General features: G+C 45.1%; 19 protein-coding genes and 1 pseudogene. 17 read left to right on the top strand and 3 right to left on the bottom strand.

What is annotated here, in order from left to right; genetic code table 11:
- Positions 1–8 precede the first annotated feature (8 nt).
- Together LSG31_RS02270 and LSG31_RS02265 are read left to right on the top strand one after the other, a co-directional pair.
- The gene (locus LSG31_RS02270; protein ID WP_347437798.1) at positions 9–989 is read left to right on the top strand and encodes an electron transfer flavoprotein subunit alpha/FixB family protein; all 981 of its coding nucleotides are present in this window, start codon (positions 9–11) and stop codon (positions 987–989) included.
- Between the two features lie 124 nt (positions 990–1113).
- Positions 1114–2289 carry a M20 metallopeptidase family protein gene (locus LSG31_RS02265; protein ID WP_347437797.1) on the top strand — a complete coding sequence of 392 codons (1176 nt, stop codon included), beginning with the start codon at positions 1114–1116 and terminating at the stop codon, positions 2287–2289.
- Between the two features lie 150 nt (positions 2290–2439).
- Here LSG31_RS02265 and LSG31_RS02260 read toward each other — a convergent pair whose 3' ends face one another.
- Positions 2440–3615 carry a M24 family metallopeptidase gene (locus LSG31_RS02260; protein WP_347437796.1) on the bottom strand — a complete coding sequence of 392 codons (1176 nt, stop codon included), beginning with the start codon at positions 3613–3615 and terminating at the stop codon, positions 2440–2442.
- A 254-nt stretch (positions 3616–3869) separates the two neighbouring features.
- Positions 3870–4856, bottom strand: a complete 987-nt coding sequence (locus tag LSG31_RS02255) for a PucR family transcriptional regulator ligand-binding domain-containing protein (protein WP_347437795.1) — start codon at positions 4854–4856, stop codon at positions 3870–3872.
- A gap of 132 nt (positions 4857–4988) precedes the next feature.
- Between LSG31_RS02255 and LSG31_RS02250 the strand changes: the two are divergent.
- From LSG31_RS02250 to hepT, 8 genes and pseudogenes are all read left to right on the top strand, one after another.
- Positions 4989–5167: pseudogene (locus tag LSG31_RS02250) on the top strand (SDR family NAD(P)-dependent oxidoreductase); the annotation flags it as partial.
- Between the two features lie 295 nt (positions 5168–5462).
- A complete protein-coding gene (locus LSG31_RS02245) occupies positions 5463–7178 on the top strand; it encodes a 2-oxoacid:acceptor oxidoreductase subunit alpha (RefSeq protein WP_347437794.1) in 1716 nt (571 codons plus the stop codon).
- Complete coding sequence (locus LSG31_RS02240; RefSeq protein ID WP_347437793.1) at positions 7178–8023, top strand: 2-oxoacid:ferredoxin oxidoreductase subunit beta; 846 nt, start codon at positions 7178–7180, stop codon at positions 8021–8023. The genes LSG31_RS02245 and LSG31_RS02240 overlap by 1 nt, the downstream gene beginning before the upstream one ends.
- A 39-nt stretch (positions 8024–8062) precedes the next feature.
- Positions 8063–8365, top strand: a complete 303-nt coding sequence (locus LSG31_RS02235) for a hypothetical protein (protein WP_347437792.1) — start codon at positions 8063–8065, stop codon at positions 8363–8365.
- Positions 8366–8474: 109 nt separating this feature from the next.
- Positions 8475–8603: a hypothetical protein gene (locus tag LSG31_RS02230; protein WP_347437791.1), complete on the top strand. Its 129-nt coding sequence runs from the start codon at positions 8475–8477 to the stop codon at positions 8601–8603.
- A 178-nt stretch (positions 8604–8781) separates the two neighbouring features.
- The gene (locus LSG31_RS02225; protein ID WP_347437790.1) at positions 8782–10071 is read left to right on the top strand and encodes an MFS transporter; all 1290 of its coding nucleotides are present in this window, start codon (positions 8782–8784) and stop codon (positions 10069–10071) included.
- A 36-nt stretch (positions 10072–10107) separates the two neighbouring features.
- Positions 10108–10515: a type VII toxin-antitoxin system MntA family adenylyltransferase antitoxin gene (gene mntA / locus LSG31_RS02220; RefSeq protein ID WP_347437789.1), complete on the top strand. Its 408-nt coding sequence runs from the start codon at positions 10108–10110 to the stop codon at positions 10513–10515.
- A complete protein-coding gene (hepT, locus tag LSG31_RS02215; protein ID WP_347437788.1) occupies positions 10508–10912 on the top strand; it encodes a type VII toxin-antitoxin system HepT family RNase toxin in 405 nt (134 codons plus the stop codon). The genes mntA and hepT overlap by 8 nt, the downstream gene beginning before the upstream one ends.
- A 101-nt stretch (positions 10913–11013) precedes the next feature.
- Here the strand turns inward: hepT and LSG31_RS02210 are convergent, their stop codons facing one another.
- A complete protein-coding gene (locus LSG31_RS02210) occupies positions 11014–11220 on the bottom strand; it encodes a CDGSH iron-sulfur domain-containing protein (protein WP_347437787.1) in 207 nt (68 codons plus the stop codon).
- A 343-nt stretch (positions 11221–11563) separates the two neighbouring features.
- Between LSG31_RS02210 and LSG31_RS02205 the strand changes: the two genes are divergently transcribed.
- The 7 genes from LSG31_RS02205 (at position 11564) to xylB (ending at position 18946) form a co-directional block, all read left to right on the top strand.
- A complete protein-coding gene (locus LSG31_RS02205) occupies positions 11564–11722 on the top strand; it encodes a hypothetical protein (protein WP_347437786.1) in 159 nt (52 codons plus the stop codon).
- A gap of 163 nt (positions 11723–11885) precedes the next feature.
- Positions 11886–13298, top strand: coding sequence for an ABC transporter substrate-binding protein (locus LSG31_RS02200; RefSeq protein WP_347437785.1), 1413 nt, complete (start codon positions 11886–11888; stop codon positions 13296–13298).
- 54 nt (positions 13299–13352) lie between these two features.
- The gene (locus tag LSG31_RS02195) at positions 13353–14348 is read left to right on the top strand and encodes a carbohydrate ABC transporter permease (protein WP_347437784.1); all 996 of its coding nucleotides are present in this window, start codon (positions 13353–13355) and stop codon (positions 14346–14348) included.
- Positions 14345–15160: a carbohydrate ABC transporter permease gene (locus tag LSG31_RS02190; protein ID WP_347437783.1), complete on the top strand. Its 816-nt coding sequence runs from the start codon at positions 14345–14347 to the stop codon at positions 15158–15160. Before LSG31_RS02195 ends, LSG31_RS02190 begins: the two co-directional genes overlap by 4 nt.
- Positions 15161–15213: 53 nt before the next feature.
- Entirely contained in the window at positions 15214–16263 is a 1050-nt protein-coding gene (locus LSG31_RS02185; RefSeq protein WP_347439420.1) for an NAD(P)-dependent alcohol dehydrogenase, read from the top strand.
- Positions 16260–17282, top strand: coding sequence for a zinc-dependent alcohol dehydrogenase family protein (locus LSG31_RS02180; protein ID WP_347437782.1), 1023 nt, complete (start codon positions 16260–16262; stop codon positions 17280–17282). The genes LSG31_RS02185 and LSG31_RS02180 overlap by 4 nt, the downstream gene beginning before the upstream one ends.
- 179 nt (positions 17283–17461) lie before the next feature.
- On the top strand, positions 17462–18946 hold the full coding sequence (xylB, locus tag LSG31_RS02175; protein WP_347437781.1) for a xylulokinase: 1485 nt from the start codon (positions 17462–17464) through the stop codon (positions 18944–18946).
- The last annotated feature ends 231 nt before the right edge of the window (positions 18947–19177 follow it).

The raw sequence follows: 19177 nt of genomic DNA, 5'->3' as shown, positions 1-19177 counted from the left end.
AGAAGAGAATGACGAAAGTACTTGTACTGGCTGAATCCAAAAACGGAAAACTGCGAAATGTGTCGTTTGAAGTTTTAACCGTTGCAAGACGTATTACAAGCGGCGGGGAAATCGCTGCATGCGTATTTGGCAGCGATGGAGAAAAATATTTTGAAGAACTCGCCAAATATGGAGCACAGAAGGTGTATGTTGTAGACAATGAAGAGTTGAACCGATACACGCCAGACTGCTATAAGCAAGCATTGTTAAAAGTAATCGGCGAAGTGCAGCCGCAGATTGTATTGACCGGACATACTTCCATTGGAAAAGATCTTTTTCCGAGTGTAGCAGCACGGTTAAACGCTGGATTGGTATCTGACTGCACGGATGTGGAAACGGGTGACGGAATTGTATTCACAAGACCGATTTATTCCGGAAAGGCGTTTCAAAAGAAACAAATTACTGACGGAATCGTAATGGCAACCATTCGCCCAAACAATCTCGAAGCGATAGAAAATCCTGTTGCTGCTGAAACCATCAAATTGTCGTCAGAGATCAAAGATTTGCGGACGGTGGTACGAGAGGTTGTGAAAAAAGCAACCGGCAGAGTCGATCTTACTGAGGCAAAAGTGATCGTTTCCGGCGGACGGGGAGTAAAAAGTCCGGAAGGATTCAAACCGTTGCAAGAGCTGGCAGATGTTCTCGGAGGTGCCGTTGGCGCATCACGCGCCGCTTGCGATGCCGGGTATTGTGATTACTCCATGCAAATCGGTCAAACAGGGAAAGTCGTGACACCAGATTTATACATCGCTTGCGGCATTTCCGGAGCGATCCAGCATCTGGCGGGAATGTCAAGTTCAAAAGTGATCGTAGCAATCAATAAAGATCCAGAAGTCAATATTTTCCATGTTGCCGATTACGGCATCGTCGGAGATTTGTTTGAAGTAGTGCCGTTATTAACCGAAGAATTTAAGAGAGCGCTTGCGGAGAAGAACGTTTTGGTAAACTAAACGGATGGATACAGGCTATTTAAGTATAGTTCCCCGAGTGAAATCATCACTCGGGGAAAATCGTAGATGGGGATATTGTCTTGTCAAAATTCAACAATAATTGGAATAAATGAGGGGGGTCACCATGATAACAGAACTTGGCGCAAAAAGTATAACAGAAAGTTTATCAGAAGATATAATCGCATGGCGGCGGGATTTTCACCAACATCCTGAACTTTCTTTTGAGGAAAAGAGAACATCGAAAATAGTTGCAGAATTTTTGAAAAGCTGCGGACTGCACGTCAAGGAAAATGTGAATGGTTTTGGTATCGTTGCCGATTTAAAAGGTGCGGAAAATGGGCCAACCATTGCTTTGCGGGCGGATATGGATGCATTGCCGATCCAAGAAGAAACCGGACTGCCTTTTGCTTCGAAGATTCCCGGTGTCATGCATGCGTGCGGTCATGACGGGCATACTGCGATTTTAATGGGAGTTGCTCAATTATTGGCTTCACAAAAGGAAAATGTAAAAGGAAATGTAAGGTTTATTTTTCAGCCTGCCGAAGAAGTAAATCCGGGCGGTGCCATCGGAATGATCCGGGAAGGAGTCTTGCAAGGTGTAGATGCGGTATTTGGCTTGCATCTCTGGTCAGAATTGCCTGCAGGAACATTTCGGACATGTTACGGTCCAATGATGGCAGCAACAGACCGCTTCCATATTGAAATAGAGGGCAAAGGCGGCCATGGAGGGATGCCGCATAAAACCATTGATTCCATTGTTATTGCATCACACTTTGTGATGTCGGCACAACACATTGTTAGCCGCAACATCGATCCTTTGGAATCTGCCGTAATTACATTCGGGCAACTGAATTCCGGCACGGCTTTTAACGTTATTGCAAACACAGCTGTATTAGAAGGAACGGTGCGAAGTTTTAGTCCAGAAGTAAGGAAAACATTGCAAAACAAACTGGAAGAGTTAACGGAAGGTTTGGCCAAAATCTATGGAGCCATGATTAAAATAAATTATCAATGCGGGTATCCATCAGTAGTCAACCACGACAGAGAAGTTGATGTCATCCTAAATGTGGCAAGAGAAGTATTTGGATGTGAAAATACAGGAATGATGAAACCAAATATGGTCGGGGAGGATTTTTCTTATTATCTAAAGGAAACTCCGGGCGCTTTTTGCTTTATTGGTGCCGGTGATCCGAACACCCCAATCTATCCTCACCATCATCCGCGCTTTCAGATCGATGAAAGTGTATTGCCGCTTGCAGCGGAATGGTTGTACCGGCTAGCTTTAAAATACTTGGGATGACCGCAACATTTTTCCGATATTCAAGTTGCAAATACAACATTCAAGTTTGCGAAATAGAAGAACCAGATACCACTCACCTAGGAAGTACCCGAGCGATATGCGGGTCAACGAGTTTGGGAGGTATCTGGTTTTTGTTTTGACAAAATGGGTTTACTTAACAAACAACTCTCTCGGGAATTTCGTTATCGTTTCGCAGCCATTTTCCGTTACTCGTATGGTTTCCGTGATGGCGACGCCATAGCCGTCAAGCCACATCCCAGGCATCATATGGAACGTCATATTCGGCTTTAAGACAGTCTTTTCTCCCGGTTTAAAATACGCCGTATTTTCCGTCCACACCGGCGGATAACCGATGCCTACCGTATATCCCATTCTGGATTCTTTTTCTAAACCGTGCTTATTGATGGTTGTCTGCCACGCTCTTTCAACTTCTTCACAGGATACTCCAGGCTTGACTGCTGATAGCGCTGCGTTAAGCCCCTCTATTACTATTTTTGCTGTTTCCTGTACTTTTTGAGGCGGCTTCCCGATAAAAATTGTTCTTGTCAGGGGTGCATGATAACGTTTATAACTTCCTGATAATTCCATATATACAAGTTGACCATCTTGATATTTTCCTTCTGTTGTCCATGAAAAATGGGCTCCTGCAGTCCGTTCTCCCGCAGGCATGATTGGCGCCAGTGAAGGTGATTCACCTCCATATACACCTGTCCCTTTCACCAGGTCACTGTAAATTTGTGCTGCAACATGACACTCTCTCACACCTGCTTCGATGTTTTCTATCGCATTATACATGGCTTTTTCTACGATTCTCGCAGCTATCTGCATATATTCCAATTCTCTTACCGATTTTTGCCCTCTTATCCAGTTTACAAGCGCGGTTGCATCGATAAATATTGCATCCTGTAAACTGTTTTCTAATTTTTTATACCAATGGGCATTAAAGTAATAAGCATCGAATTCAAGGCCTATTCTTTTGTTTTGGAGACCTTTTTCTTTTAAAAAATCCCCAATAAAATCCATTACGTGCAGTTCCTTGGGTTCCCACAAATATTTGTCAGGATAAGCGATTACATTTTCTCCCGACATCCAAGTTGTTTCTGTTGCACAGTACAGATCTTGCAATCGAACGATACAAACCGGTTCCTCCAAGTTTGTAGCTACGATTACACCTTGCGGCACGTAATAGGAAAGCGCATCATACCCCGATACATAGTTCATATTCGCCGGGTCTGTAATCAATAGCACTTCGATTCCTTGTTCTTGCATACTTGTTTTTACTTTTCTTACCCGTTCTTTGTATTCTGTTTTTTCAAACGGCAACATTTTCGCATACCTCCTTAATTGTTTACTGGTGTAGACGATGGAGAGTTTTACAATGGATTCCTCCAAATGTTCGACACTTTGTGCAAAAGCCAATTTCTTACTATATCGTACTGTGTTCGTGTTAAACGATCATCCCACAGAATGTTGGAATTCTATATTGTTCATTTATACATTTTGATCAATGGGAAAGCCGTTGCAATTACCGCAAAATCAGGGTGGTATCAGGAAATCTGACACCACCCTCTACGCAGACATTATTTGCTTAATTGCTCAGCTGTCATATCGCCCGGAAGATTGACGTTGTATTCCAATAATTTTGCACGAGAGAGAATACTATCCCAAGAGTCAAATTCCCCTTTGGCAAAGCTCCATACAAAATCGTCCCGCAATCTTAGCTCTGTTTCCTTGATGGTGGCTTCTTTTTGAAACCATAGTGCTGTAGCAGTAGCGGCATATTCCAGAAAATGATCGCTGCCGTTTGTGAGAAACGACTCTATGACAGTTTCGAAAGCAGGTTCAATGAGCAAGAAGCCGTTGACGATGTTGTGAGTAAGGATACTTGCTTGTATGATCGAATCTTTTGAGGAGACCCATTTCACTTCATATGAATGGAAATCTGTTGAATTCCCAATCGTTGCAGTAGAAACAGATTGTTGATAACACTCCCATTTTTCAATCAATGACTCTGAATTTTTGCTTTTTCCTTTGATGTTTCCCTCTTTATCTACGATAACGATCGGCAGATTTATTTTTTTTCGAATCAATTCTGTGGCTTGTGATAGAGTTCCATTTGTAAGAAATAAGTGAAGAAGTTGTTTTTGCAGTTCTTCGGCTTGGTCAATCAAATTTCTTTGCCAATTGTTTAATTTGCTGAGTACGGAATGGGTGATATCCGAAAAGCGAATTTCCCAAGGCAGTTCAATAATAGGGAAATCCAGTTCTTCTGCCAATTGAAGGATTTCTGGTGGAATATCCTGGATGTATCGTCCCAAAGCAATGGCCAAGGCTGTAGCACCAGATTGGATAACATCCAGAACAAAACTTTGAAACACACTTAAATTCTCGTTGCATCCGATAGCGGTACTTAACACAAATTCATTTTTTCGAATATAATTTTCAACCGGGTATTCCATAACGGAAATCCATTCAACCTGTATCATTTCCAGTTTTTGTACAGCTGTTCGTACTTTTGCAGGCTTTAATATTTCGATATCCAATACATCTCTTAGAGTAAATGGCATATGGGAGGAATCTCCTTTTGTTATATGCTAATAACTTTTCGATAAATAATACAATATTCACTATTGAGACAAGCACTTTCATAATAGCATAATATCGATTTAATGCTTGGCCACTATGAAATTCCGACAGAGGTAGAAATGTCCCCGGAAGACTGGGAACGGATCATACAGGTGAACCTGATGGGGGAACCTATTATGTGACACGAGCGGTTCTGCCTGATATGATTGCAGCAAATTCCGGAAATATCATCAACATTAGCTCTTCGGCAGGAGAACGTGCTTCTGCTACAACTTCCGCATACTCTGCCACAGGTTCCTGCTGTTCATTCAGAGGGAATTTTTTATTCCAAAAATCACTTTAATCTGAAAAAAATACTTTAATCCGAATTCACCAAATAGTAAAATATATATGAACATTCATTAGGAACAATCATTGTTACTCGGTAAATAGTAGATTTAATTGTGAAATCGATAGTGAAAGCGTATGCAAAGGATGTGATAGTAGAGAAACTCGTAGAAAGAATAATATTTTGTCCTGTTGACGAATAGTTTGGTAGTGGAGCATTTGACGTTAGCATGTGAGATGTGGAACTGGAGGGTGCCTGTATGATCAAATCCATCGAATGGAAAGTCGGAGGTCAGCAAGGAGAAGGTGTTGACTCTACAGGGGAGATATTCGCTAAGACGCTGTTTCGTTATGGCTATTATGTCACCTCGTATAAGCAGTTTATGTCGCGGATCAAAGGCGGTCATACGAATTATAAAATACGTGCCACACAAGAACGGACCAATTACGCAGGTGAACAATTAAATATTCTTTTGTGCCTGGATCAAGAAACGCTGCAAGTCAATGAACATGAGCTGGCAGATGGCGCGGTTGTGATCATGGAAGGGGACACAAGTGTACGAGCCGAAAAACATTATACGATTGCCGCATTCCCGCTTAAGAAGCTTGCCACCGAATTGGGAAACGCATTGGCGAAAAATATGATTGCGCTGGGGATCAGCGGTGCCTTGATCGGCCTTCCGAAAGAAGAATTCTTTCTCTTTATCGAAGATGTATTTGAGAAAAAAGGAGAGCAAGTGATCCTTTCCAATAAAGCCGCTGTGGAAAAAGGCTATGAACTGGTAGCCCAACACTTGCAGCATCTCGTAAAACCATTGGAACATGTGCAGAAACAGGATCGCTTGTACATTTCCGGGAATGAGGCGACTGCCTTTGGCAGTTTTATGGCGGGATGCCGGTTTCTGTCCGCGTACCCCATTACACCGGCAAGCGAGATTATGGAATGGCTGAGCGCACAACTTCCCAAAGTAGGCGGAACTGTGATGCAGGTGGAAGATGAGATTGCCGGCATTACATTTGCCATTGGCGCCGCATATGCCGGCGCTCGTGCGATGACATCGACTTCCGGACCGGGAATTTCGTTAAAAACAGAGGCGTTGGGACTTGCGGGCATGAGCGAAACTCCGATTGTGATCGTGGACTCGCAGCGCAGCGGTCCATCAACGGGGCTGCCGACCAAACATGAACAAAGCGATTTACAGCATATGCTATATGGAACACATGGAGAAATTCCAAGAATTGTATTGTATCCAAGCACCATTGAAGACGCTTTTTACATAGCCGCGGAAGCGTTTAATCTGGCAGAAACCTATCAATGCCCGGTATTTGTCGCATTGGATCTGGTATTATCCATGAACAAAACGACAGTGCCGCCCTTTGACAGCACCCGGGTGCCAATCACTCGCGGCAAGTTGGTCACGGAAGAAGAAGCAAAATCCTATGGAGAACATATATTTAAACGATACCGGTTCACAGACGACGGCATTTCGCCCCGTGTGCTTCCCGGCACAGCGGGCGGTGTGCATACCGCTTCATCCAATGAGCACGGGGAAGATGGGTATATCACGGAAGATCCGGAGATCCGCACGCAAATCATGCGAAAACGGATGGAAAAAATCAAAACGGCAGCCATTCAAAATCCTTATTACAGCAAGAACGAAGATGCGGACGTAATTTTGGTTGGAATGGGATCCACACGGGGCATTATTGAAGAAGCGCTGGACGTTTTTGAAAGGGAAGGCGTCCGAGTGGGGCATGTGCAGATTCAACAATTGCATCCGCTGCCGATCGATCGGATTGCACCGATTTTGACTGGGAAAAAAGTCATTTCAATTGAAAACAATTACGAAGGACAACTCTTGAACTGGTTGAAACAACATCTGCCCATCCATTCGAATGCACATAAAATTACGCAGTATGATGGGAATCCGTTTGTTTTAAGCCGTGTCATTCAAGAAGTAAGGGAGTTGATATAATGGCGACCGTCAAAGATTTTAAAGGGGATAGTTCGACTTGGTGTCCAGGCTGCGGAGATTACAGTGTCATGGCGGCTTTGCAGAAAGCCGCAGTCAATCTGGGCTTGGAGCCACATGAAATAGTGACTGTCACTGGAATCGGCTGTTCCAGTAAAATTTCCGAGTATATGAGGACGTATGGATTTCATACGTTGCATGGACGATCGTTGCCGGTGGCACAAGGAGCAAAGATGGCCAATCCAAACCTGAAAGTCATCGCTGCCGGTGGTGACGGCGATGGGTACGGAATTGGACTCGGGCATTTTAATCATGCGGTCAGACGAAATATCGATATCACATATCTCGTCATGGATAACCAAATTTACGGATTGACAAAAGGGCAGACATCGCCTCGCAGCAATCACGGATTTGTAACGAAAACCACGCAGAAAGGGAATAAGGAATACCCTGTAGATCCGCTTTCTACGGCGATTTCCAATGGCTGTACATTTGTGGCGCAGGCGTTTTCCGGCGATGTCAAAGGCCTGACAGAGATCATTGAAAAAGCGTTGGAACATAAAGGATTCTCCCTTGTGAACATTTTCAGCCCATGTGTTACGTTCAACAAAATCAACACATATGACTTTTTCCGGGAGCACCTGGTGAAAGTGGATGAGCCTTTTCATACACGTGAAGAAGCGATTCAGATAATCAAACAACAGCAAGGGCTGCTTACCGGGATTTTATTTGTCGAGGAACGGGAAGATTTTCAAGAACAATTGGGAATCGATTGGAATATGCTTGCTGTCAAGGAAGGATCGATGGATGAGGGGCAACTCCGCTCATTTGAGACATTATTTAAGTAGCACAAAAACCATCACAGAACCGTTCTGTGGTGGTTTTTGTTGGAGGCGCATGGACATGGGGATAACAGTTGGCTGGAATTGAAATATTTCAAGGCGCTGCTTGGCAGATACAGCGGAGACATGAAAAAATATCGGGTTCTTTATCAAGATCAATCCCTGCTCCAAACCATCTATATGATTCAATGCAATCAAACATGGATTGTCGTCCGTACATGGATTGAAGAACAAAAGATTCAAACAGAAGAACTGTTTGCTTGTGCTTGTATCGATGACATTTCCTTTGAAAGGCTGTATCAGGTTTGCATACGGATGTTTGAGCTGGGACAAGAATATTCGGAGTAATGGATCGGTTCCATATGGATATCGTATCGGGAATATTTTCAATGATGGGAATGCTTCTACGGAAAATATGGTAAAATAAAGGAATAACCCTTGTTTGGGGGATTCCAAGATGGAATATGAATTGATTCAAAGGCACTTGTATATGTTTATTGCAATATGGATCGTATTAACGATAGGGTTGCTGCATTTTTTATTCTACCTGGGAAAAACGATCTATGAGGAATGGAAACAAAAATAACGGGGCTTTGGGTACATGCCAAAGCCTATTTTTGCGGCTTGGAGTCATTTGCTTTAAATGCTGCAGCGTTTGGCTTGATACTATGCGAATCTCATGACTCCTCTATTGATTATTCGACATTCAGGTATATGATACAGATAGATTGCAATAACGCTTGTAATAGATGTGAGGAATTGGAATGACACGAATACAAATGCATTCAATTGTAAAACGGCTGATTCTCATCCGCGGATTGCGCAGCATTGGCCAAGGGGCAATGGTAGTGGATCTTTCTCTCTACTTAAAAGACCTGCATTGGAGTGGCGCCTTGATTGGCGGCGTTACATCGGCTGCCGGATTATTTGGAGCAGCGCTTATTTTATTTGTAGGCATTTTAAGCGACAAACTGGGCAGAAAACCATTTTTGTTAATTTATGAAGGCATGACGATGTTGTCGTCAATGATTGCCAGCATGACAACACAAGGAATCATCCTGATTCTGGCGATTGTGATTGCAGGATTCGGGCGTGGACAAAGCGGCGCGGCGGGACCCTTTTCCCCGGCGGAACAAGCATGGCTGGCACGTTATGTAGAACGGTCCAATCGCGGCCAGATATTCAGTTTGAACAACGGCGTGGGATTTCTCGGCATGGCAATCGGCTCGGTGCTGGGCGGGATACCGGGTTACATCCATACAGCGAATCCGCTTGAAGCGTATCGCCCGGTATTTTTAATGGTCACAGTTCTTTCGTTTTTTTGCATCCTGCTTCTTTCTTTGATTCATGAACAATCGATTGGATCAGCAGTTGGACAATCAAGCCATGGCAGGGACTTTCGAGACAAATCACACAGTGTACAACGAAGCGAGGAGAATGGGAAGAACATAGTCAAAGAACAGGATCCGGATGAAACAAACATCCGCCGCCAAGAAAATAAGGCAATTTTTAAACTTGCTTTCATCAATACGTTGAATGGCCTTGCTGTTGGGCTTACAGGTCCCATGATGGCATACTGGTTCAGCATTCGCTATCATGTGGGGACGGAAGCGATTGGCGTCACGCTTTCCATCAGTTTTTTTTTGACAGCCGTTTCGTCCTATTTTAGCGGCATCCTGGCACAACGGTTTGGCATGGTGAAATCAGTGACGTGGATGCGAATTATCGGCTCTGCATGTATGCTGGCGTTGCCGTGGATGCCTACGTTCACAATTGCCTCCTTTCTTTTTGTCATTCGCAATGCAATTAATCGCGGCACACAAGGAAACCGCTCGGCATTAAGCGCAAGTCTCACCCGCGATCAGCGAAGGGGATTTGCTTCAAGCATCAATGCGTTGTCAATGCGCTTGCCGTCTTCCGTAGGACCGACGTTGACCGGATATATGTTCGACGTAGGGCAGCTAAATTTGCCATTAATCCTTACGGCTGCTCTGCAACTTGTAAATGCAGGAATTTATCAACGGGTGTTTGGCGAGTATGATAAAAAGAAATAAAGAAATAATCGCGTTCTTTAAAAAGGAGGCATCCACTTGCATATTTCCGATGCGCAACTGCAATTGATCATTCAGACATTGAGAGAATCTGCTTCCGCGCGGTTGATTTTTCTATTTGGCTCTGTCTGCAGAGATACCTTTCGACCGGATAGCGATATTGATATTGCATTCTTGTCGGACCGAACGCTTGCGAGTTATGAGGTCTGGCTTGTCGCTCAGAAGTTGGCAGATGAATTGAAAAGGGATGTTGATCTCATTTCTTTGTCATCTGCTTCGACAGTCCTGAAAGCGCAGATTGTGGGAGAAGGAGAAGCAATTTTCAGTGCGAGCCCAAATTTGCTTGCAGAGTTTTCAATCCGTGTGCTGAAGGACTATGCATTATTAAATGAAGAAAGAAAAGAGATACTGGCGAATATTCGGAAGGAGGGGAAAATTTATGAATGATGTGGTGCTAAATAAGTCGCAGATTATTGAACGGTGCATTCGGAGGATACAGGAAGAGTACGAGGGAACATTCGATAATTTACTAAACTACACAAAACAGGATTCTATTATTTTGAATATTCAAAGAGCTTGCGAAGCAGCGATTGATCTGGCAATGTATGTTGTGGCCCTGAAGAAAATTGGCGTTCCACAGCATAGCAGAGATGCTTTTGATCTTTTGTATAAAGACAATTTGATTGACAAACAAATGCGGGATGCCTTGTCTGCCATGGTCGGTTTTCGCAATATTGCAGTACATAATTATCAGGAAGTAGAGATCGAAATTATTCAAAAAATTATTGAACATCATCTTGCGGATATTGTCGCGTTTAAGTCCAAAATAGTATCGCTTTCATGAAATAGCTATCGGTTAAAGTGCGTATTTATGTAGCACCTGTGAAACTCCCGCCTAATTTGGATGAGCGGGAGTTTTCATGTTCGTCCTTTACTTTTGTTGAATTATTTTTGTTGGCCGGCCCGTGGTGCACTTTCAAATTTTCCTTTGTGAGAGCCGTCACAGAATGGTTTGTTTTGGGATAATCCGCAGCGGCAAAGGGAGAAGGATTCTTTGACTTCAAAACGATTGCCCTCTGCATCCACAAGTTCCACGTTTCCTGAAATACGGAGAGAACCATTATCATTCACTTTAATTGTTACGTCAGCCATTCCTATCACCTTTCTTGTCGTGAATTGCGTTCGAGACTTTTCATGCACATTGCAACAACCAACCGCTTTGCCTCATTTGGCAAATAGTCTATCGTGTTGCTGGTGTATCGCAGTTGGTACATGCGTCTGCAATGTCGGTTATGATTGTAACATAAAATTTCCAATCGAATCAAATAGGATATGTGGATAATTATGGATATTTAAAATTGTCGCGATGATTTGTGACAGATTTATGATATCTTTTGATAGCCTATGGAAGCGTTTTTTCTTATAATGAAAGCGTAATCAGGAAGTGATCGAACGGGAATCAAATGTGAATGCAAGATAAAAGGGGTGCTAGCTATTGCAAGCAGAAAAATTAACTCCCGGATCGAAAATCTATCAATTGTTTAAACATGATCGTGTAATCATTGAAGGCAAAGAAGAACGTTTTATCATAACGATTCAAAAAGAAAAAACAGATCCATCCCCAAATTCAGGGCCACGGGCCGAATGCGGATAAATTTCGCGTTCGGTCTTTCTTTTTTGGCCAGGTTTTCGTTTTCGATGCAATCTTTCATTTTGGGAGGTGATGTGGAAGCCAGAAACTTCTCAAAACAGACCGCTGATGTCTGAATGGATTCCGCAATTCCAAACAACATGTACAAATATGAGGGGGACATGCAATGAAAAGCAAGAAAGTAGTAGCTGTATTAAGCAGCACAGGTTTGTTGGCAGCCATGCTGCTGACAGGTTGCAACACAGGCGGAAGTTCTCCATCCGCATCTTCTGCAAACGCCGGTAAAGATAATGGAAAATCTTCCTCTTCCAATGTGACATTGACAGTTGCGACAGTAAACAATCCGGATATGAAAGTCATGCAGGAAGAGACAAAAGAGTTTACAAAAGAAACAGGCATCAAAGTCAATTACGTGGTTCTTCCGGAAAATGAACTCCGGCAAAAAGTAACGGAAGACGTTGCGACACACGCCGGGAAATTCGATATTGCTACAGTGGGTACGTACGATGCGCCGATCTGGGCGAAAAATGGATGGATTACTCCTCTCAATCCGCTATTTGACAAGATGAGTGCGGATGCAAAAGCGAAATACGACCTGAGTGACGTGTTAAAGCCGATGCGTGACGCCCTTTCTTACAATAACAACCTGTACGCATTGCCGTTCTATGGAGAATCATCCATCATCTATTACCGCAAAGATTTGTTTGCAAAAGCCGGCTTGAAAATGCCTGCACAACCTACCTGGGACGATATTGCCGCATTTGCAAAAAAACTGAATGATCCGGCCCACAATATGACAGGCATTTTGTTGCGCGGCATGCCCGGCTGGGGTGAAGTGCTGGCGCCGCTGGATACTGTGATCAATACGTTCGGCGGTGAATGGTACGATAAAAATTGGCAGGCGCAGTTCAATAATCCGGCAACTCAGAAAGCGGTCAAATTTTACATCGACTTGCTGAAATCTGCCGGTGAAAAAGGTGCGACAACGTCCGGATTTACAGAGTTGGAAACAGCGATGGCACAGGGAAAAGCAGCCATGTGGTACGATGCGTCGGTTGCCGCCGGATTTTTGAATGATCCCAAACAATCGCAAGTTGTCGGCAAGATTGGCTATGCGCCGGCGCCGGTTGAAGTGACTCCTAATGGCAGCGGCTGGTTATGGGCTTGGTCGCTTGCGCTGGAAAGTTCATCGAAGCATAAGGATGCGGCGTTCAAATTTATGACATGGGCGACGAGCAAAGACTACATCAACCTTGTCGGAAAAACAAAAGGTTGGGTGGTAGCGCCTCCGGGAACACGCAAATCCACCTATGAAAATCCTGACTATCAAAAGGCTGCTCCATTTGCAGATATCGTATTAAAGCAAATCGAGAAGGCGGATATCAATCATCCGACAAAAGATCCAGTGCCGTATACAGGCATTCAATATGTATCCATTCCTGAATTTGCACAGTTGGGAACAGATGTGTCTCAAGAGTTTGCAGCTGCAATTGCCGGCCAAAAATCGGTGGATGATGCATTGAAAAACGCTCAAAACAAAGCGAACGAAATCGCAAAACAAGGCGGATATCAGAAATAAAGTATGGCGGCGGGGCGTTCGCGCCCCTTCTGTTATCAATGGGAGGAGAAGGAGATGAACACAGAAACGATTCGGGTACATGCAGAGTCTTCTCGTCAAGCGGATCAATCGCAAAATCGCAAGCGCACTGCTGCAAAACGCGGCACACCAACTTTAACCGACAGAAATAAGCGAAACAAACAAGATAAATTGGCAAAACGGTTGATGCTTCCCGGGATCATCGTTACGGCGGTGATCACGCAAATTCCATTTTTGGGTACCTTATTTTATTCGTTTTTCAACTGGAATATCATGCGTCCGGATTTGGGAATGCGTTTTAATGGGATTGGCAACTTTGTAACGATATTAGAAGCGCCGGAATTTTATACCGTACTGGAAAACACCGTGATCTTGACGGTTGCGTCACTGCTCATATGTTTGGTGTTGGGAATGTTTTTGGCACTTTTGCTGAACAGGGATTTTTTCGGAAAAGGGTTTCTGCGCACACTGATCATTTCGCCGTTTTTCATCATGCCGGCTGTATCAGGCGTCCTCTGGAAAAATATGATTTTCAATCCGATGTTTGGATTGTTGGCATGGATGTTTAAATCGGTGGGCTTGCCTCCGGTTGACTTGGCTGCCAATCATCCGTTATCGCTGGTCATTTATATTGTCACATGGGAATGGACGCCGTTCTTCATGCTGGTTCTTCTGGCAGGGCTGCAATCCGTACCCGGCGAGATTATCGAAAGTTCCATGCTGGATGGCGCAACCAGAGTACAGCAGTTTTTTCATATCATCATCCCGCATTTAATGCGCTATATTGAAGTTGCCGTGTTTCTCGGCCTGGTTTTTATCTTGTCGACATTCGGCGAAATTTATGTTGCCACACAAGGCGGCCCCGGCTATGCATCCACCAATTTGTCCTATTACGTATTCCGGGAGCAGATTCAAAACAGTCAATATGGTCTTGCATCAGCGATTGCGGTCATCATTGTCATCCTTTCCGTAGCATGTATGACATTGTTGTTCCGGACACTCCGTAAACAGTTTGGGGGAACGTTAGCATGAAACAAGTGTGGAAAACCGGACTGACGGTCCTCACGTATGGACTGGCAATTGCTTACTTTTTTCCGATTTTCTTGATGTTCATTACCGGCTTCAAGACAGAGCGGGATGCGTTTCATATGCCGCCAACGCTGTTCTTTCATCCGACATTGGTGAACTATGAGAATGTATTCAACTCCGGGATCGCGGCATTTATGGGGAATTCGCTCATCGCTGCATTCGGCTCCACGATTGTATCGCTGTTATTGGGTGCGCCTGTTGCCTATGCGCTCGCCATTTACAAGCCCAAAAAAGGCGATGATATATTTTTCTGGTTTATCTCGACAAAAATTCTTCCGCCAGTCGGAGTTATCATACCGATCTATTTGCTGTTCAAGAATTTAGGATTGCTGGATTCGCTGACCGGGTTGATTCTTTTGTATACAGGAATGAATACACCGACAGTTGTTTGGATGATGCGTTCGTTCTTCAGCGATATACCATATGAAGTAATCGAAGCATGCCAAGTAGATGGAGCAACCGGATTGCAAGCGGTATTCAGGGTGATTATCCCGCTTGTCAAGCCTGGATTAATTTCCACAGGGCTGTTGTGTATGGTGTTCGCATGGAATGAGTTTTTCCTGGCTGTGAATATCAGTTACACCAATTCTGCGACGTTGCCTGTTTTAGTGTCATCTTTTATGACGAGTGAAGGCTTATTCTGGGCGAAACTATCGGCTGTTTCAACGGTTGCCGTTTTGCCGGCGCTTATACTCGGCTGGTTTACACAAAAACAATTGGTGCGCGGTTTGACCATGGGCGCCGTCAAAGGTTAATACCGATTCGCTGCAACACGGACAATAAGGAGGTGCCGCTTGTGCCTGGACGAATGAAAGCTGCCGTTTTGGATCAACCGTTATCCATCGGCATTCAGGAAGTAGACATGCCGCAAGTGAAAGAAGACGAAGCATTAATTAAAGTTCATTGTATCGGCGTTTGCGGCTCGGATGTGCATTATTACGAACATGGCCGGATTGGGCGCTATGTCGTGGAAAAGCCGATCATCCTGGGGCATGAGCTGGCTGGAGATGTGGCGGCAGTCGGTGCGAAAGTCAAGCACCTGGCGATCGGCGATCGAGTGGCAGTGGAGCCTGGAATTCCATGTGATCGCTGTGAGTACTGCAAATCTGGCCGCTACAATCTCTGCCCTGACGTTGTATTCATGGCAACTCCGCCTGTCGATGGGGCATGGGCAGAATATGTGGCGGTGCGGGCGGATTTTCTGTATAAATTGCCAGACACATTAAGCTATGAAGAAGGCGCCTTGCTGGAACCCCTCTCCGTCGGATTTCATGCCATGCGTCGAGGGAAAATCGGCCCCGGCGACCGTGTTTTGATCAGTGGTCTTGGTCCCATTGGCTTGCTGGCTGCTGTAAGTGCCAAAATGTTCGGTGCAGGTCGTGTGATCGGATCCGACGTGATACCGTTCCGACGGGAGCTGGCATTGCAAATGGGAATCGATGCAGTGATCGATCCATTGCATGGCAATGCAGCTGATGCCATGCAAGATTTGACGGATGGCAAAGGTGTAACGGCGATTATTGAAACGTCCGGCAATGCCAAAGCGATTGGCGACGCCATCCGGCATGTAAAATTTGGCGGGAAAATCGTTTATGTGGGGCTGCCTACAACGGATCAAATTCCCGTAGATATTCCAATGTTGGTTGATAAGGAGTTGGATGTATTCGGTATTTTCCGCTACGCCAATACGTACCCGGCTGCCATCGAAGCATTGGCCAAAGGCAACTATGGAATTGAAAATGTCATTACACATCGCTATTCCCTTGATGAGATCAAGGAAGCCTGTGAAGTCGCACGCACGCAAAAAGACAAAAGCATTAAAGTGATGATCTATCCAAATGGAGGAGAAGAAAAATGAGCCAAAAAACGATGAAAGCAGTTGTCATTCATGGACCACATCAAGCATCTGTAGAGACCGTTCCATACCCGGCACCAGGAAAAGATGAAGTAACCATTCAAGTGAAAAATTGCGGTGTATGCGGGACCGATTATCATATTTTCGAAGGGGTATTTTTATCCCCGTATCCGATCATTCCAGGCCATGAATTTTCCGGTGTGGTCGTTGAAATCGGGGAAGGTGTTACAGACTTTCAAGTGGGGGATCGTGTAACGGCTGACCCAACGTTATACTGTGGGAAATGCGAATATTGCCTGACAAATCGTGTGAACCATTGCAAAAATTGGGCGGCACTCGGCAACACAACAGCCGGTTCGATGGCTGAATATGTAAAAGTTCCCGCCAAAAACGTCATCCAGATGCCGGAAAAAATGACGTTTGCGCAAGGGGCGTTTGTAGAGCCTGTCGCATGTGTCGTTCATGGCATGAATCGTTTGCAAGTACAAGTCGGGGATCGGGTCGTATTATTCGGTGCCGGAGCGATGGGATTGCAACTGGTGCAGGCAATTGCACATGCGGGCGCATCCGATTTAGTTGTCGTGGACGTTTCCCAGCAAAAATTGGATATGGCATTGAATATGGGAGCGACGCGCGGAGTACTGGCACAGGATGCTCCGGCTGTCTTAAAAGCGGAATATCCGGACGGTTTTGATATTGTAGTAGACGTGACGGGCATCCCCAAAGTAATCGAGCAAGAATTTGAGTATATGGGACCGACCGCAAAATTCTTGCAGTTCGGTGTAGCGCCGCAGGTTTCCAGTATCAACTTGAATCCGTTCAAGGTATACCATAAGGATTGGACGATTATTGGCTCCATGGCGATCAACAATACATTTATTCCCGCTTTCCGTTGGGTAAAGGAAGGGCGGATCGATGTCGATCCAATCATTTCCCATACGGTTTCTCTGGAGGAAGTGCCGGCTTTGTTGGCAAAACCGAAAGCGGACGATATGTTAAAAGTGCAGATTGTCATTGGTTAATCGACGACAATCAATCAAATTTCATACAAGCGGGCCCCGGCTGTTTTTATGCAGCCGGGGCTAATGTATATTTATAGTAGACAGATCAATCATGCATCGTTTGTATTTGAGAAGTTTCATAGTTTTTCAAGGGGAATCATGATTTTCAATATACTCAAGTCGAAAGTCAGGTGATAAAAATGGCATACGTATTAGGTGTAGACGTAGGCACAGAAGGCACAAAAGTGATTGTCATCGATCAAAAAGGAGACATCGTACAGAAAGCGTACAGGTCGTATGCGTTTGAAACTCCCCAGAGCGGCTGGACGGAGCAGGATCCGGACATTTGGTGGCAGGCGTTTGTAGCATGTTTGCAGGAATTATGGCGCCAAGGCATACAACCATCGGAAGTTGCCGGAATCGGTGTGGCAGGTCAAATGCATTCATCCGTATTGCTGAATCGGCAAGGACAAGTCATTCGCAAAGCGATTCTTTGGAACGATGTGCGGACAAAGAACATTTGTGAACAAACATTGCAGTCGATTGGCGCTTCCCGCTATCAAGGGGAAACGTGCAACTCGCTCTTGCCCGGTTTTACATTAGGCAAGCTGTTATGGATCAAAGAACAGGAGCCGGAAATTTTCCAACAGATTGACAAGGTACTTATGCCGAAAGATTTTATCAACTTTAAACTTACCAATCTTTATAGTGCGGATGTGTCAGATGCCAGCGGGACAGGCGTGTTTGATGTGCGGAACCGCACCTGGAATAAAGGACTCATAGGAGAATTGGATCTGCCCATGCACTGGTTTCCGGACGTGTATGAAAGCGGAGAGATCGCAGGTGAAGTTGCGCCGGAAGCTGCGGAAATTACGGGCTTGCCGGCGGGAACTGCTGTCATTGCCGGTACAGCAGACAATGCGGGAGCGGCTGTGGGGATGGGGATTGTGACAAAAGAGCGGGGATTGGTCTCCATCGGCACATCAGGCGTTGTATTGGCATGTCTCGATACACCGCCCACATACGAGGAAGCGATTCGGCAAAATCCGACGCTGCATGTGTTTTGTCATGGGGTACCGAATATGTGGTACGGAATGGGCGTGACGCTTTCTGCCGGTGCATCGCTGCGCTGGTTTCGGGATTCCCTCGGCCATGGCGACTCCTATGATGCCTTGATGATGCAAGCGGGTACAGTCGATGCAGGCAGCAACGGGTTACTGTATCTGCCGTTTTTGAACGGTGAACGCACGCCTTATAACAGCGACAAAATCCGTGCCGGCTTTTTGGGTATGAACCTGCAGCACCAAGGGGCGCATTTTGCCAGGAGTGTGATTGAAGGTGTAAGCTACTCATTGCGGGATTGCCTGGAGTTGATTCGCTTGCTGCCAAATCAGGTTCAGGAGTTTGTGGTGACTGGTGGTGTCGCCAAAAGCGAGCTATGGCTGCAAGTGCTATGCGATGTTCTGGCAACATCCTTGCGCACGGTCGGCTATGCGGAAGGCGCCGCATACGGGGCCGGTATCCTGGCAGGCGTTGCACAAGGGTTTTGGGGTGCGGTCGGAGAAGTATTCCAGGAGGACTTTTTGAAACGGTCGTTTGCCCCATCGGAGCAGAGCCGCCATTATCAGGAAGGTTTTGAACAGTATAAACGTTTGATTCAGGCGCTTTTGCATGTGCATGATTGAGTCCGAACCATAAGGCTGATTTCGGCCTTTCGCTGGTTAGAATCTGTGTGTATGCTTGAACATTCTTTTTAGGTGAGTGTTCAAAAAGTGGTCAAGTAAGACACAAGGAGTGCGAAGTCGAAGCACGAAAAGCCGACGGAGTGTACGTGTTTGGTACATGAGTAAGGCTTTTTGGGATTCGGCAAAGCAATCCGCCGTGGAGTTTTGACTACTTTTTGAATATCCTCTTTA

This window comes from Fodinisporobacter ferrooxydans (genome assembly GCF_022818495.1).
Taxonomy (GTDB): domain Bacteria; phylum Bacillota; class Bacilli; order Tumebacillales; family MYW30-H2; genus Fodinisporobacter; species Fodinisporobacter ferrooxydans.
The sequence above is the reverse complement of the archived record's forward strand: the minus strand, read 5'-3'. Positions and strand labels throughout refer to the sequence as shown.

Coding starts and splice junctions, on each gene's coding strand:
- LSG31_RS02240 (WP_347437793.1), top strand. CDS start 7,178: ATGGCGACCGTCAAAGATTTTAAAGGGGATAGTTCGACTTGGTGTCCA.
- LSG31_RS02210 (WP_347437787.1), bottom strand. CDS start 11,220: ATGGCTGACGTAACAATTAAAGTGAATGATAATGGTTCTCTCCGTATT.
- LSG31_RS02200 (WP_347437785.1), top strand. CDS start 11,886: ATGAAAAGCAAGAAAGTAGTAGCTGTATTAAGCAGCACAGGTTTGTTG.
- LSG31_RS02195 (WP_347437784.1), top strand. CDS start 13,353: ATGAACACAGAAACGATTCGGGTACATGCAGAGTCTTCTCGTCAAGCG.
- LSG31_RS02255 (WP_347437795.1), bottom strand. CDS start 4,856: ATGCCATTTACTCTAAGAGATGTATTGGATATCGAAATATTAAAGCCT.
- LSG31_RS02270 (WP_347437798.1), top strand. CDS start 9: ATGACGAAAGTACTTGTACTGGCTGAATCCAAAAACGGAAAACTGCGA.
- LSG31_RS02185 (WP_347439420.1), top strand. CDS start 15,214: ATGAAAGCTGCCGTTTTGGATCAACCGTTATCCATCGGCATTCAGGAA.
- LSG31_RS02265 (WP_347437797.1), top strand. CDS start 1,114: ATGATAACAGAACTTGGCGCAAAAAGTATAACAGAAAGTTTATCAGAA.
- LSG31_RS02225 (WP_347437790.1), top strand. CDS start 8,782: ATGACACGAATACAAATGCATTCAATTGTAAAACGGCTGATTCTCATC.
- LSG31_RS02260 (WP_347437796.1), bottom strand. CDS start 3,615: ATGTTGCCGTTTGAAAAAACAGAATACAAAGAACGGGTAAGAAAAGTA.
- LSG31_RS02245 (WP_347437794.1), top strand. CDS start 5,463: ATGATCAAATCCATCGAATGGAAAGTCGGAGGTCAGCAAGGAGAAGGT.
- xylB (WP_347437781.1), top strand. CDS start 17,462: ATGGCATACGTATTAGGTGTAGACGTAGGCACAGAAGGCACAAAAGTG.
- hepT (WP_347437788.1), top strand. CDS start 10,508: ATGAATGATGTGGTGCTAAATAAGTCGCAGATTATTGAACGGTGCATT.
- LSG31_RS02230 (WP_347437791.1), top strand. CDS start 8,475: ATGGAATATGAATTGATTCAAAGGCACTTGTATATGTTTATTGCAATA.
- LSG31_RS02180 (WP_347437782.1), top strand. CDS start 16,260: ATGAGCCAAAAAACGATGAAAGCAGTTGTCATTCATGGACCACATCAA.
- LSG31_RS02190 (WP_347437783.1), top strand. CDS start 14,345: ATGAAACAAGTGTGGAAAACCGGACTGACGGTCCTCACGTATGGACTG.